General features: G+C 38.5%; 11 protein-coding genes, 1 pseudogene and 1 riboswitch. Of the genes and pseudogenes, 9 read left to right on the top strand and 3 right to left on the bottom strand.

Going from position 1 to position 14,542, the window contains the following annotated elements; genetic code table 11:
• The first annotated feature begins 412 nt into the window (after positions 1 to 412).
• The 6 genes and pseudogenes from IM793_RS15505 to IM793_RS24820 all read left to right on the top strand — a co-directional run bounded on the left by IM793_RS15505 (position 413) and on the right by IM793_RS24820 (position 6,858).
• Positions 413 to 3,103 (top strand): carboxypeptidase-like regulatory domain-containing protein, encoded by a 2,691-nt coding sequence (locus tag IM793_RS15505; RefSeq protein WP_193422852.1) that lies wholly within the window; start codon positions 413 to 415, stop codon positions 3,101 to 3,103.
• A 118-nt stretch (positions 3,104 to 3,221) separates the two neighbouring features.
• Positions 3,222 to 3,983: an enoyl-CoA hydratase/isomerase family protein gene (locus IM793_RS15510; protein WP_193422854.1), complete on the top strand. Its 762-nt coding sequence runs from the start codon at positions 3,222 to 3,224 to the stop codon at positions 3,981 to 3,983.
• Between the two features lie 139 nt (positions 3,984 to 4,122).
• Complete coding sequence (locus IM793_RS15515; protein ID WP_193422856.1) at positions 4,123 to 5,004, top strand: SDR family oxidoreductase; 882 nt, start codon at positions 4,123 to 4,125, stop codon at positions 5,002 to 5,004.
• A gap of 65 nt (positions 5,005 to 5,069) precedes the next feature.
• A complete protein-coding gene (gene purD, locus IM793_RS15520) occupies positions 5,070 to 6,341 on the top strand; it encodes a phosphoribosylamine--glycine ligase (RefSeq protein WP_193422858.1) in 1,272 nt (423 codons plus the stop codon).
• Positions 6,342 to 6,438: 97 nt separating this feature from the next.
• Positions 6,439 to 6,630 (top strand): annotated as a pseudogene (locus IM793_RS24815) (SMI1/KNR4 family protein); the annotation flags it as partial.
• A 24-nt stretch (positions 6,631 to 6,654) separates the two neighbouring features.
• Positions 6,655 to 6,858 carry a hypothetical protein gene (locus tag IM793_RS24820; protein WP_227256270.1) on the top strand — a complete coding sequence of 68 codons (204 nt, stop codon included), beginning with the start codon at positions 6,655 to 6,657 and terminating at the stop codon, positions 6,856 to 6,858.
• 68 nt (positions 6,859 to 6,926) lie between these two features.
• On the opposite strand, the gene IM793_RS15530 is transcribed toward IM793_RS24820, so the two are convergent.
• Positions 6,927 to 8,072 (bottom strand): TlpA disulfide reductase family protein, encoded by a 1,146-nt coding sequence (locus tag IM793_RS15530; protein WP_193422860.1) that lies wholly within the window; start codon positions 8,070 to 8,072, stop codon positions 6,927 to 6,929.
• Between the two features lie 235 nt (positions 8,073 to 8,307).
• Complete coding sequence (locus IM793_RS15535; protein ID WP_193422861.1) at positions 8,308 to 9,489, bottom strand: formimidoylglutamase; 1,182 nt, start codon at positions 9,487 to 9,489, stop codon at positions 8,308 to 8,310.
• 71 nt (positions 9,490 to 9,560) lie between these two features.
• Here IM793_RS15535 and IM793_RS15540 point away from each other — a divergent pair, with 71 nt between their 5' ends.
• Entirely contained in the window at positions 9,561 to 10,523 is a 963-nt protein-coding gene (locus IM793_RS15540) for an NAD-dependent epimerase/dehydratase family protein (protein ID WP_193422864.1), read from the top strand.
• Complete coding sequence (locus IM793_RS15545; RefSeq protein ID WP_193422866.1) at positions 10,523 to 11,824, top strand: HAD-IB family phosphatase; 1,302 nt, start codon at positions 10,523 to 10,525, stop codon at positions 11,822 to 11,824. The genes IM793_RS15540 and IM793_RS15545 overlap by 1 nt, the downstream gene beginning before the upstream one ends.
• 214 nt (positions 11,825 to 12,038) lie before the next feature.
• Here IM793_RS15545 and IM793_RS15550 read toward each other — a convergent pair whose 3' ends face one another.
• Positions 12,039 to 13,328, bottom strand: a complete 1,290-nt coding sequence (locus IM793_RS15550; protein WP_193422868.1) for a voltage-gated chloride channel family protein — start codon at positions 13,326 to 13,328, stop codon at positions 12,039 to 12,041.
• An 18-nt stretch (positions 13,329 to 13,346) separates the two neighbouring features.
• Positions 13,347 to 13,409, bottom strand: a riboswitch (Fluoride riboswitch).
• 64 nt (positions 13,410 to 13,473) lie between these two features.
• Here IM793_RS15550 and IM793_RS15555 point away from each other — a divergent pair.
• Positions 13,474 to 14,439: a tryptophan 2,3-dioxygenase family protein gene (locus IM793_RS15555; RefSeq protein WP_193422870.1), complete on the top strand. Its 966-nt coding sequence runs from the start codon at positions 13,474 to 13,476 to the stop codon at positions 14,437 to 14,439.
• Positions 14,440 to 14,542: the final 103 nt, after the last annotated feature.

The raw sequence follows: 14,542 nt of genomic DNA on the forward strand, positions 1-14,542 counted from the left end.
GCGGTCTGTGGCCCCGCCATTCGCTGTGGTCCCGATAGAAGGATCGGGAGCCGCCGCTGCTGTCGGGTTTATGATTCGCAGTCTGTTCTCATGGCGCTAAACATCGTTCCTAAAACCGATTAAAGCGAACACACCGATTCTTCATCGAGTTAAGCCATTCGGCACAAGCAAAAAATAATTTAACCACAGATAGAAAGGATGCACAAAACAATGAAAATCCATGTTTATCTGTGCCCATCTGTGGTTAAAAATTCTTAACTTATGACATTGATTCTAATCCTGTACATTTATAATTAAGCGTTTTTATAGCGGTTAACTAAAAGCTTAGAAGTCAGGCTAAATTTCATGCTAACTTCATAAAAGTATGCCTTAGGTTTTGTACCTTGACACGTATTTATTTGTTAATAACCACATGAAACTCAAAATTACTCTCGCAATCAGTTTTCTATCTCTGCTTGTTGTTTTTGGCGCATTTAAAATGGATGATGATCCATTTAGTCAGCTTTTGCAAAAACTCGAAGATTATACCAGTAAATATCCTCAAGAAAAAGTTCATCTTCATTTAGATAAGCCTTATTATGCTATTGGAGATGATATTTGGTTCAAAGCCTATGTTGTAAATACCAAGACTTCAGCTCCTTCTGGCATCAGTAAAATCCTTTATGTAGAGCTGATTAATGAAAAAGATTCATTAAAAAAAATGGTTAAATTACCCATTATGGGTGGAATTACCTGGGGCGATTTTAAGCTCACAGATTCACTGGCCGAGGGCAATTATAGAATTAGGGCCTATACCAATTATATGCGGAATTTTGGCGCTGAATTCTTTTACGATAAGACGATTAAGATCGGAAATAGCTGGGCTAACAAAGTTTTTACAAAAACCACCTATAACTTTACAAAAGAGAACAACACCGATAAGGTTACGGCCACAGTTCATTTCGAAGATAAAAATGGTGTGGCTTATAGCGAAAACGAAGTGAGTTATGATGTACAGTTGGATTACCACTCGGTTAGCAAAGGAAAAGTTAAAACCAGTTTAACAGGCGATGCGGTGATTAATTTTACAAATAATCAGCCTTTTCAAAATAAATCTGGGAAAATTATTGCAACCATAACGCTTGATAATAAACAAAAAGTGATCAAATCTATCCCGATTACTTCAACTTCTAATGATGTAGATGTACAGTTTATGCCAGAAGGAGGTAGCCTTGTTGAAGAGCTGCCACAAAAAGTGGCTATCAAAGCCGTTGGTACTAATGGCCGTGGCGAGGATGTTCAAGGCAGCATTGTAGATGAAACGGGAAATGAAGTTACTTCTTTTTCTACCAATTACCTGGGTATGGGAAATTTCGTGTTTAATAGTCAGGCAGGTCGATCTTACGCAGCAAAAGTTAAGTTTAAAGATGGATCTGAAAAGATAATTAAACTTCCGGTAGCCGCTAAAAGCGGATATGCACTTTCTGTAAATGCTTTAGATACTGGTAAAGTGGTAGTTAAAATTATGGCAAGTGCCGATCTTGTAAACGGAGCTGAACTAAAAGTTGTGGCCCAGAATGGAGGCAATGTATATTATGGCTCTAAAGCTAAAATGGATAAACAGGTACTGGTAGCCAATATTTCAAAAAAGAACCTTCCAGCCGGTATTGTTCAGTTTACATTGTTTTCGGGCACGAATCAACCTTTAGCAGAACGTCTGGTTTTTATAAACAATAAGGCTGAACTAATTGATGTATCGCTTAATGCATCCGCAGTATCTGCCTCAAAAAGAGGAAAAGCAGCTTTTACTTTCAATGCAAATAATGAGAATAAGCCTGTTTTAGGTAGTTTTTCAGTTGCGGTTACCAATGCAACAAAAGTTAGCCCTGATGAAAACAATGAATCGAATATACTCACCTCGTTGTTGCTTACCTCTGATCTGACCGGATACGTAGAGAATCCCAACCATTATTTTTTAAAAGACGATCTTCAAACACAAAAAGAACTCGACAACCTCATGCTTACCCAGGGCTGGAGAAGATTTCTTTGGAAAAATATCATCAATAATGCTGGTCCGAATATTACCTATAAGCCAGAACAATCTATTAGCATTAGCGGAACGGTGATGAAAGGCAATAAACCTGTACCTGGTGGTAAAGTAATGCTAATGGCCACAAAAGGAACCATGTACATTTTGGATACGGTAACAAATGCCGAAGGAAAATTTGTTTTCGATAATTTAAGTTTTGGCGACAGCACGAAATTCGTGGTTCAGGCAAGAACAAAAACAGAACGCAAATTTGTAGATATTAATCTTGATATTATTCCCGGGCAGATTGTAACCAAGAATAAAAATGGAGCCGATATCGATATCAATGTGAACAATACTTTGATGAAGTATATTAAAGAAAGTGATAACTATTTTAATGAAATGACCCGTTTAGGTTTGCTGGAGCGGACCATTAAACTCGAAGAGGTAACGATTACTGAAAAGAAAAATCCGGCGAAAAATTCATCCAATTTAAATGGTGCCGGTAGGGCCGATTTTATTATGACTGCCGATCAGTTATCTACCTGTGTTACCTTATCTCAATGTTTGCAAGGCCGTTTACCTGGGGTAATATTCAGAGGCAATGTACCGTATTTAATGCGTAGTCAAGACACACCAATTCGTATTATTGTTGATGGGATGCAAATGGAGGCTGATTTTCTGGATAATGTTACACCTAATGATGTAGAATCTATCGAGTTACTGAAAAGTATCGGTAATACCGCTATTTATGGTTCGCAAGGTGGTGGAGGTATAATTATTATTACCACCAAACGTGGTGACGGTGGTAGAAGTACCGATAGATATGCGCCAGGAATTGTAACATTTAACCCTAAAGGATTTACAATCTCAAGAGAATTTTATTCGCCAAAATATGATGCAACTAGCTCAGGCAGCAGGTCTGATTTGAGAACTACTATTTATTGGAATCCACAGGTTGTTACCGATAAGGATGGAAAAGCACAATTCGAATTTTATAATGCAGATGAGCCCGGAACCTACCGAGTAGTAATAGAAGGAATGGACGCTGTAGGGCATTTGGCAAGAAAAGTTTACACTTATGATGTTAAATAGATAAAAATAGATAAATTTGAATTAGTATGCATGCATAGCTTATGCTGCGGTATATTTATCTTGATACCCGATACTTAAACCTTGATACTGAATATTCAAATCTTGATACTATTTAAATATGAATACAATAAAAGTAAGTGTTAAAGATCGCCTGGCAACCATCACATTAGATAGAGGTAAATCAAACGCCTTAAACCGCGAGCTGATTACCGAACTTGATGATATGCTTAAAAATATTACTGCTGATGATAACATTGACGGTGTAATTTTAACTGGTACAGCACCTTTCTTTTCCGCTGGATTGGATTTGGTAGAACTTTATAACTATAACGAAGAGGAGGTTAAATCTTTCTGGCAGTTGTTTCTGGGCTTTACTGCCAATATGGTTTCATTTAAAAAACCTATGGTGGCGGCAATTAGTGGCCATAGCCCGGCTGGCGGATGTGTAATGGCATTAGCCTGCGATTACCGGGTAATGGCAGAAGGACAATACATTATTGGCTTAAACGAAGTTCCGGTAGGCATTATCGTACCCAATAGTATTTTTCAGTTGTATGCGTTTTGGTTAGGTAAAGCTGAAGCAAGCCGTAGTTTGCTTTCGGGTAAACTTTACAGTCCCGAAGAAGCTTTAAAAGTCGGTTTGGTTGATGAATTGGTAAAAAACGAGAGTTTGTTAACGGCTGCCGAGCGCAAGATTAAAAAATACATGGAGCTCGAAAGCAATACCTGGTCGCAGAGTAAAGTGAATATTCGCGAAGAACTCATTGCTGCCGTATCTGCTGATCAATCTGCTACTCTGGAGAAAATGTTGGCACAGTGGTGGTCACCTGCAACGCGCCATATATTAAAAACAATTTTAGCTAACCTGCAGAGAAAGTGATCAGTTTGCAGTTGTAGGTTTCCAGTTAGCAATTTACGAACCTCTACAGTTAACCAATCACAACAATTAACCGATTAACCATTCCCAGCAATTTAGCAATAAAAACAGTCTAAACAATTAACCAGTTTAACCAAATATTATGTTCAATTATAATTCACCCATGCTCAGAGAAGATGCTTTAAAAGGAAAAACTATCGTAATTACAGGTGGAGGAACGGGACTTGGGAAAGCGATGGGCGTTTATTTTCTGAAGTTAGGCGCTAATTTAGTGATCACCAGCCGTAAGCAGGATGTATTACAAAAGACTGCCGACGAAATGGAAGAAAAAACCGGTGGCAAAGTATTGGCTGTAGCCTGCGATGTGCGGGAGATTGAACAGGTAGAAAATGTATTGGCCAAAACTTTAGAAAGATTTGGCTCGGTAGATGTATTATTGAACAATGCTGCGGGTAATTTTATCTCACCAACCGAACGGTTATCCGCAAATGCCTTTTCATCCATTATCGATATCGTTTTAAAAGGAACGGTTAACTGTACACTTACCTTTGGTAAACACTGGATTAAGGAAAAACAAGCGGCAACGGTTTTAAATATTATTACCACTTACGCATTTACAGGTTCAGCCTATGTAGTACCATCGGCTTGTGCAAAAGGTGGTGTTTTAGCACTAACAAGGTCTTTGGCCGTAGAGTGGGGTAAATATGGTATTCGTACCAATGCTATTGCTCCAGGTCCGTTTCCAACTAAAGGTGCATGGGAGCGTTTATTGCCTGGCGATTTAGCCAAAAAATTCGACTTTAAAAACCGCGTGCCTTTAAAAAGAGTTGGCGATCATCAGGAACTCGCCAATTTAGCGGCGTTTCTGGTAAGCGATTTTTCAGGCTATATTAATGGCGAAGTAATTACCATTGATGGTGGTGAATGGTTGCAGGGGGCAGGCCAGATGAATGGTTTGGAAGCCATCCCGAACGAAATGTGGGATATGCTTGAGCAAATGACGCGGAGCGCGAAAGGAAGCTAGTATTTGATGACAAGTCTTATTACTTGATACTCGCTACTTGTTACTAAAATATTATCTTTGCCGATATGAATATCTTACTTTTAGGTTCAGGCGGCAGAGAAAGCGCATTCGCTTGGAAAATGAGCCAGTCTTCGCACTGCGATAAACTAATTATTGCTCCAGGTAACGGTGGTACAGGAGTTTATGGTACAAACATCAACATCAATGTAAACGATTTTGATGCCATTAAAAAAGTAGTGCTTACCGAAAACATCGGACTTGTTGTAGTAGGTCCTGAAGAACCGCTGGTAAATGGTATTCATGATTTTTTCCTTGCCGACAAAGCCATTGCGCACATTCCTGTTATCGGACCTAAAAAAGAAGGCGCCATTCTGGAAGGAAGCAAAGATTTCTCTAAACAGTTTATGGAGCGCCATGGTATTCCTACTGCGGCTTCAAAATCTTTTACTCCAGAAACTTTGGAAGATGGGTTGGCTTATCTGCAAAACCATGCTTTACCGGTAGTTTTAAAGGCAGATGGTTTAGCAGCAGGTAAAGGGGTGTTAATCTGTACCGAGACCATCGAAGCCCAGGAAGAATTAAAACTGATGCTTGGCGGTAAATTTGGTTCAGCTGGGGCAACGGTAGTGATTGAAGAATTTTTAAGCGGGATAGAACTTTCGGTATTTATTTTAACTGATGGTGAAAATTATATTACACTGCCTTCTGCTAAAGATTATAAGAGAATTGGCCAGGGCGATACCGGCCTAAATACTGGTGGTATGGGCTCGGTTTCGCCGGTTCCTTTTGCCACACCAGAATTTTTGGCTAAAGTGGAAGAACGCATTATTAAACCAACAGTTGATGGGTTAAAGAAAGATAATATCGATTATACAGGTTTTATCTTTTTCGGACTGATTAAAGTAGGAGAGGAGCCATTTGTAATCGAATACAATGCACGTATGGGCGATCCAGAAACAGAGAGCGTGATCCCCAGAGTTGAAAACGACTTGGTAGAGCTATTTTTAGCTACAGCCAACAAACAACTAAACCAGGTTAATCTGGTTATTTCTGAGCAAACGGCCGCTACTGTAATGATTGTGGCAGGTGGTTACCCAGGCGATTACCTGAAAGGTAAAGCCATATCAGGAATCGAGAACTTACGTCATTCTAATGCATTTCATGCTGGTACGTTATTAGAAAATGATGTGGTGAAAACAAATGGAGGAAGGGTAATTGCGATTACCAGTCTGCAAAAAGATTTGTTTACTGCTTTACAATCGGCAACCGCTGATGCTGGCAGAATTTATTTCGACGGGAAATACTTCAGGGAAGATATCGGGTTTGACTTGATTTAAAAGATTATAAGTTGAAAAAATACTCAGGAAAATTTCCGAAACGGCGATTAAACAAGGAGAATTTAGTTTTACCACTGAGCAAATCGAAACAAAGTGGCTGGGCAGTCAACCTGCCACCTCAGCCGAAATACAAGAAGCTGAAATAAGGCTGGGAGTAACGCTTCCAGCGGATTATAAAGAATTTCTGTTAATTACCAATGGATTTACTACGCCAAATGAAAATGTTGATCCATCGTTTTTCAAAATAAGTGACGTAGCATTTCTAAAAGATGTTGATCCACAGTTAATCGAAATCTGGACAGAAAATGATGAGTTGTTAGAGGTTGCCATTAAACTGGCCAGAAGCATTATTGTTGGTGGATTAGATGAAGAACAATATTTCCTTTTAATCCCACCGGTAATCGAAAATGCCGATTGGGAATACGGGAAATTCGCATCGTGGATTCCTGGAGAGGATCCTTACCAAGGACTTGAAAATTATTTCATTAATGTATTGGATTTTTTAAAATCTGCATAATACGTTTTTCTATAAAACAAAGAAAGTCCCAATTTTTAGTTGGGACTTTCTTTGTTTTGAATGCTTTTTTATTTTGATTTACTTCCTAATAATTCTTGAAGTTTATCTTGTAAAGCTTGTTCTCTTAAGCCTTTAGCAATAATTTTACCTGTTGGATCAATTAAGAAATTGGCTGGAATTGAGCGGATGCCATACATTTGAGCTACCTCGTTATCCCAAAATTTTAAATCAGAAACATGTGTCCATGTTAATTTGTCGTCAGCAATTGCTTTTAACCAGGCATCTTTTTTGCCCGGACGGTCTAAAGAAACGCCTAAAACAGTAAAGCCTTTATCTTTAAATTTGTTGTAAGCTATTACCACATTTGGATTTTCCTGACGGCATGGACCACACCATGAAGCCCAGAAATCTACCAGTACATATTTTCCTTTAAAATCAGATAATTTAACGGGTTTACCATCAGGGTCATTCTGGGTAAAATCCATAGCCATCACACCTACAGCTGTTTTTCTTCCTGCTTCGAATATTTGAGCAATTTTTTTGCCCGTGTAAGTTGCCTTAAGCTCAGGTGACAGTGTGTTAAAAGTCTTCTCTGCTGCAGCCGCCTGATCTGGATCTGAGGCCAGCTCATTAATTGAATTTAGGCTAATAAATGATTTTGGGTTGCTGTTAGCAAACTGCAATAACAATGGAGTCAGTCCTGCAGCTTCTTTTTCATAACGAGCGCCTAAAGCCTCCATAAGGGCCTTATCTTGTTTTTGCTCTGGTGTATAAGCCGCATATTCTGCATTAATTGCAGCAAGTTTATCTGCTACTGGTTTTGTTAATGCTTTTAGCTTCATTGCATCAGCATTAACAGGAGAGCCGGTAATTGTAGCTTTTTTTAATGAATCTGCTGCAGATAGCTTTATATTTCCTGGCTCTACGTATAGCGATAATGCATCTAATCTCTCACCCTGTGCCGGACGATTAACATAAGGGTTTTTGTTTAAGAAAAGACTTCCCTGAGCAGGGCTTGCTAATGTTCCTTTAAAAGCAAAAACACCATTTGCTACAATTGCTGAGTCGGTAATGCTTTTACCTTCAGTTTGATATATAAGGTAAACCTTATCTCCGGTTTTTAGGCCCTTTATGTCACCATTAACTGTAAATGGCTTCTGTGCCAATGCTGCAAGGGGCAATAAAGCCATTGCTGATAATAATAATTTTTTCATCTGTATAAAATTGTTTTCATTAGTTATCATGATTTGTTGATTTTACTTTTTGATTTTGAAAATCATGATGTTTTTATGAGGTTGGTTAAATCCTGTCCAAATATAGAATTCTGTATCGCTAAAACGTAAATAGCTGTGTAAAATTATGATAGACTGCTCATAAGCGTGTAATCCTTTGTGCTGGTTTTCGGTGAAAAATGAAAAATTCAACACTAACTTTGAAATTACATAGAATTTAATTCAGTTTTTGATAGGTTCTCCACCATAAATCTGGCATTTCACCATTAACGGCAGTCTGATAATCATCGTACCTGCAAGGTACAAGGTGGTAACGTTCATTTTTAGTCTGGCCAGACGGATAAGGTACCTGCATCCACCAGCGGTCTGATTTTTTGCTTTTTACAAACATCATTTCTCCCGAACCATCCTTTAAACTGGTTCGATAAATTATAAACTGCGATTTAGGTGTAAGTGGAAAATCCTTTTTGCGCGCATAATATCCATCCACAAAATACCATACCATTTGGGCAAGTAAGAAAGCAGTTTGTCCATTATTGTCGTAAGCCGGATTAAACTCGTAAAAACCAATTGAGGTCAATTTATCATTCATGCCTGCGTAGCGGGCAATGCGGCAGGCTTCTTCGCCATCAAAACCATTTGGCGTGGTGTTCGCATTTGCTGCAGCATCGGCAGAGCGGATGGCACTCATATCAAAGCTTATCATGTTTGCATTGCGGATAATGGGCTCCGTTAACGTAATATCCTGAGCAAACTCACCCAAACGATGTACATCAAAATATAATTTATCCATTACGCTCAAACTCTCTTGGTTTACAAAATAAGTTTGATAACCCAAATTGCTAAAATTGAAAAGGTAATTGGGCTGATGTAAGAAAATCTTATTCAGGTAACAATCCGATCGGGTAGCAATTCCCTCATTGTCGTCATCACCAATATCAAATTGATTATCTATAATGACCAGATCTACTTTTTGCTCTAAATCTTCATAACCAAGGTATTGGCCATAGGTTAAGTCTTGTCCGCCACCAATAATGATTGGAATAATGTCTTTTTTGATCAGTTCTGAAACCACCATTTTGATGGCGATGTAAGTATCTGCAATGGTTGCACCATGTTTAATATTACCTAAATCGACAATTCTGCTATTAAAAGCGCCTTCATTAAGTTTGTAAAATTTCTCTCTAAAATAATCGGGTGCAAGGGCACAACCTTCGTTGTTAACGGCACCTCTTCCATCCAGTACGCCAAAAATGGCCAAATCGTAAGTATGATCTTCAAAATCGGGAAACGATTCGGTGTAAATCTGTACTCTTAAACCCAACTGGCTTGTAAAAAATCCTTGTTTTGGCGTAAAACTATCGGGGTTTATTGGGGAAAAGAAATCCGTTAATGACATATATTTAAAACTCTCGGCTCAAATATCTATTTTTGAATGCGTATTTCCACATATAGCTCGAAAAAAATAAAATGATACTGGTAACCGGAGGAACTGGATTTTTAGGATCTGAATTAATTAAGCAGTTAACCAACAATGGTTTAACGGTTCGGGCACTGAAGCGGGAGAAATCTAAAATCCCTGCGTTGATTGAAAATAATCCTTTGATTGAATGGTTTGAAGCCGATATTAATGAACTTGCTACTTTAGAAGATGCTTTTACGGGGATTACTAAAGTTTACCATTGCGCCGCATTCGTATCGTTTAACCCGAAACATAAAAAGCAGCTTTTTCATATCAACATAGAAGGTACATCGAATATTGTAAACCTTTCTGCCGAAAATAATTGCAGACTATTGCATGTAAGTTCGGTTGCTGCCCTGGGCAATGCAAAAAAAGGACATAAAATTACTGAAAAAGACTTTTGGGAGTATGACGCAAAAGCACATGCTTACGGTTTGTCCAAATATGAAGGAGAAATGGAGGTTTGGCGTGGCATCACCGAAGGATTAGATGCTATTATTGTCAACCCATCAGTCATTATTGGTAAAAATGCGGGTTTTGAAGGGAGTGGAGCAATTTTTAAATTAGTAAAAGATGGTTTTCCATTTTATACTGATGGAGCTTCGGGTTTTGTTGATGTTGAAGATGCAGTTAAAGCGATGATTCTGCTAATGGACGCCGAAGTCTCGGGAGAGCGGTACATCGTTTCTGCCGATGATTATCATTATAAAGAACTGTTTAGCGAAATTGCTGAGGGTTTTGGTGTTAAAGCGCCAACAAAAGAAGCAAAACCATGGATGCTCGGAATAGCCTGGAGGGCACTAAAATTTGTGTCTATATTTACTGGTAAACAGCCTTCTATCACCAAAGATGCTGCAAAGAGCAGTTTAACCCTAAGTTATTACAATAACCATAAAGTAAAAACGGCAACAGGTATTACTTTTAAGCCAGTTGCTGAAAGCATAAAAGAAATTACCCAACATTTAAGATAATGCCCAAAGAAAAAGCCTATTACATCATCGATTTTGATAGTACCTTTACACAGGTAGAAGCCCTTGATGAACTTGCCCGAATTTCGCTAAAGAACCACCCGGATAAAGAGGCGATTTTCCAAAAGATTGAAGACTATACCAATTTTGCCATGGAAGGAAAACTTTCCTTCTCCGAAAGTTTAGCACAACGTGTTAAGCTGCTTGAAGCCAATGAAGATCATTTAAAACAACTCATTAAACATTTAAAAAAGAAAGTATCTACTTCCTTTTCGCGTAATGCCGAGTTTTTTAAGAAACATGCCGATGAGGTACTGATTGTATCCGGCGGGTTTAAGGAATTTATTACACCTGTAGTAAGCCAATATCACATCAAAAAGGAAAATATTTATGCCAATACCTTTGTAACCACCGGAGATGGCAAAATTATAGATTACGATCATGCCAATCCTTTAAGTGAAGAAGGTGGTAAAGTAAAATTACTTCAGCATTTAAAACTCGAAGGAGAGTTATTTGGTATAGGTGATGGTTATTCTGATTTCCAGTTGCGCGAAAGCGGTATCATCAATAAGTTTTTTGCATTTACAGAGAATATTGCCCGTGAAAGCATTGTTTCCAAAGCAGACCATGTAACACCAAGTTTCGACGAGTTTTTGTACGTAAACGATCTGCCGCGTGCAATTTCTTATCCAAAAAACAGAATTCTTTGTTTGGTAATTGGAGATGTTGATCCTTTAACCATATCCATTCTTAAAAATGACGGTTTATCTATTCGTCATAAAACCTCATTCGAAGACAAATATGTAAAAGATGTGGGGATTATCTTGTTAGCCGATGGCGAGAAAATAGATGAAGAACAGTTAAAAAATGCTGCTAAGCTGAAAACTATTGGATATTTAGGTAATGCAAAAAATAAAATAGACCTGGGTTTGTGTACAACACAAGGTATTGTTGTTTTTGATGACCCGAAAAACAATCCGCGCAACATCGATTTTATCCCGAAACGGGTAGCCGATTTTATGAATACCGGAGCAACATATCTGAGTAGCAATTTCCCTAACTTACAATTACCGAAAATTGAGAAATCACACCGTTTAATCCATATTCACAAAAACGTTCCGGGTATTATGGCGAAAATAAATACTGTTTTTGCCAAACACGACATCAATATTGTGAGCCAGTTTTTGATGACCAATCCGGAGATTGGCTATGCCATTACCGATATCAATGCACAGTATGATAAACAATTGTTTAAATCCCTTAAAAAGATTGAGCAAACAATAAAATTTAGGGTGCTGTATTAATAGTATCGTCATGCTGAATTTATTTCAGCATCTAATAATCATTGTCATTCTGAGTGCAACGAAGAATCTCTGTTTTTAACTTGCTCACATAAAGTGCTGCTTTTAGTTTTTGTGTTAAAAGATTCTTCACTGCGTTCAGAATGACAAAAAGAATACTGATTTTCTCTGCGTTTTGAGCCCTGTGCGCTAAACGCCAACCGCTTAGCATAGCTGCCTACCTTAAAAACTGATGCCTCTTCAACAACAAATGTTTAGGTGCGCCTATCGTTTGCGAACGATAAATCCCCGTATGGCCAGAAAATAAATAGGCAGTAACACAGGCTAGGGCAATATAAATTCCTGATGAGGCACCAAATAATTCTATACCCATAAAAATACAAGCCAATGGGGTGTTCGCAGCCCCTGCAAAAACAGCTACAAAACCCATGCCTGCCATTAGGCTAAGCGGTAAAGGGATAAAGAAACTCAAAAAGCTGCCTAGTGTCGCGCCAATGAAGAAGAGTGGCGTAACTTCACCTCCCTTAAATCCGGCACTCAAGGTAAATGCAGTCAAAAATAATTTAATTGCAAAGGTATAATATGCTTCTCGCTGCATAAATGATTCTGAAATAACCGGAATGCCAAGTCCTATGTATCGTGTATTTCCAATCAGATAAATAATGGCAACTAAAATGATTCCGCCAATAAATGGGCGTAATGGTGGATATTTAATTTTGGCAAAAAGGCTTGATAGTGCATGGTTTAACGCAGAGAAACTTCTCGCCGTAAGACCAAACAAAATTCCTGCGCCTAAAGATAACAACAGGTTTATTGAATCTACTTCTGGTACAGCAGTTATAGAATAATGGGTATGGCCAACGCCCCAGGCTTTACAGGCGTAATCGGCAATGATTGCCGTTATAAAGGAAGGAAGAATTGCACTGTAAGTTAAACTTCCAATCACAAAAACCTCCAATCCGAATACGGCGCCTGCCAATGGTGTTCCAAAAACAGAAGCAAAACCAGCACTGATTCCGCAAATGAGGATCACTTTTCGATCTCTGGCTTTAAGTTTAAATAGTTTCGTAAACTGATCGGCAAAGGCTCCTCCAATTTGCACAGCTGTTCCCTCTCTTCCAGCCGATCCGCCAAATAAATGGGTTATAATTGTACCCGCGAAAATGAGCGGTGCCATAATCAAAGGAATCACATTCTTAGGAGATTGTAATTCCTCTATCAATAGATTGTTTCCTTTAACAACCTTTGCCCCCCAATAATGGTAAGCCAAACCAATGATTATACCAGCGATTGGTAAAAAAGCAATAATCCAGAGGTGTTGCACGCGATAATCGGTTGCCCAATTTAAAGTTTCTAAAAACAGGGCGGAGGCAGAGCCGATAATTCCACCCAATATTGCAGAAATCAATAGCCACTTTAAAGTGCTCATTAAGATTAATCCAAAATCGAGTTTAATAAAGTGTTTGATAGACAGAAGAAATCCTTCTGTTAGTTTTTTAACAGGCATTTGTATTCAATTTTAAATAAAATCGTAGGAGTCATCAGCCTGTTTTGGCGGTTTTGGCGGTACCCCATCGCCATTGGCCCAAATGTATAAAATTTAGTTATTTGTTGCAAAATCTTTATCACCTTTGTGCAGCTAACTTTAAACCATGGACTTTACACCCGAAATAAAAGACAAACTACACCAACTACAGGAAAAATATACGGCAATGGGGCAAGATATGGAATCATACCTCGATGGACTATTATATGCCGATTTCTTAACCTATTGGGATTACATCCATTTGGATACTTTGCTGAGCTTGCAGAGCCCTAAAACACCAATACCTGATGAAGAAATTTTCATCATGTACCACCAGATTACCGAACTTTATTTTAAGCTTACACTGCACGAATGCAGACAGATTGCGGAGCATGAAAATTTAACTGTCGATTTTTTTACTGCACGTGTTAAACGGATCAATGCTTATTTCAATGCCTTAACCACTTCTTTTGAAGTGATGGTTGATGGTATGGAAAAAGAACAGTTTTTGAAATTCCGCATGTCGTTATTGCCTGCCAGTGGATTCCAGTCAGGCCAGTACCGGATGATTGAGATCTGTGCTACGGATTTTATCCGATTGGTGGACAAATCCAGACGTGAAGAACTAAGCACTGCAACAATAGAAGAACAATTCGAAAATATTTATTGGAAATTCGGTGCAACCGAACTGGCTTCGGGTAAGCAAACGTTAACCTTAAAGCAATTTATTAAAAAGTATGCAGCTCAGTTTCTACAACTGGCAAAAGACCGTACTTTAACCAATTTCTCAGCTTTATACCACCAATTACAAGCTAATGGAGCCGATGTTTCTGCTCTTGCCGAAGAACTACGTAAGCTGGACTTGTATGTTAATGTAGAATGGCCATTATCGCATTACAAATCGGCTGTACGTTATCTGGAGAAAGATCCGGTTGATATTGCGGCAACAGGTGGAACCAACTGGCAAAAGTACCTGCCTCCGCGTTTTCAGAAAAGAATCTTTTATCCATTTCTATGGACAGATGAGCAAATGGAAGAGTGGGGTAAAGGATGGGTGCTTAGTGTACTTAAAACACTCAAAAACAAAGATTAATATTGCAAAAAGCTATTAAAAAAGCCTGTTTTTTCTTAATTTGCGCAAAATAGTTAATGACAGAACGAGGGAATTATTGAATTAGAGATGAGAGTGTAAACAC

This window comes from Pedobacter sp. MR2016-19 (genome assembly GCF_014947265.1).
Lineage (GTDB): Bacteria > Bacteroidota > Bacteroidia > Sphingobacteriales > Sphingobacteriaceae > Pedobacter.

Coding starts and splice junctions, on each gene's coding strand:
- IM793_RS15505 (WP_193422852.1), top strand. CDS start 413: ATGAAACTCAAAATTACTCTCGCAATCAGTTTTCTATCTCTGCTTGTT.
- IM793_RS15510 (WP_193422854.1), top strand. CDS start 3,222: ATGAATACAATAAAAGTAAGTGTTAAAGATCGCCTGGCAACCATCACA.
- IM793_RS15515 (WP_193422856.1), top strand. CDS start 4,123: ATGTTCAATTATAATTCACCCATGCTCAGAGAAGATGCTTTAAAAGGA.
- purD (WP_193422858.1), top strand. CDS start 5,070: ATGAATATCTTACTTTTAGGTTCAGGCGGCAGAGAAAGCGCATTCGCT.
- IM793_RS15530 (WP_193422860.1), bottom strand. CDS start 8,072: ATGAAAAAATTATTATTATCAGCAATGGCTTTATTGCCCCTTGCAGCA.
- IM793_RS15535 (WP_193422861.1), bottom strand. CDS start 9,489: ATGTCATTAACGGATTTCTTTTCCCCAATAAACCCCGATAGTTTTACG.
- IM793_RS15540 (WP_193422864.1), top strand. CDS start 9,561: ATGATACTGGTAACCGGAGGAACTGGATTTTTAGGATCTGAATTAATT.
- IM793_RS15545 (WP_193422866.1), top strand. CDS start 10,523: ATGCCCAAAGAAAAAGCCTATTACATCATCGATTTTGATAGTACCTTT.
- IM793_RS15550 (WP_193422868.1), bottom strand. CDS start 13,328: ATGCCTGTTAAAAAACTAACAGAAGGATTTCTTCTGTCTATCAAACAC.
- IM793_RS15555 (WP_193422870.1), top strand. CDS start 13,474: ATGGACTTTACACCCGAAATAAAAGACAAACTACACCAACTACAGGAA.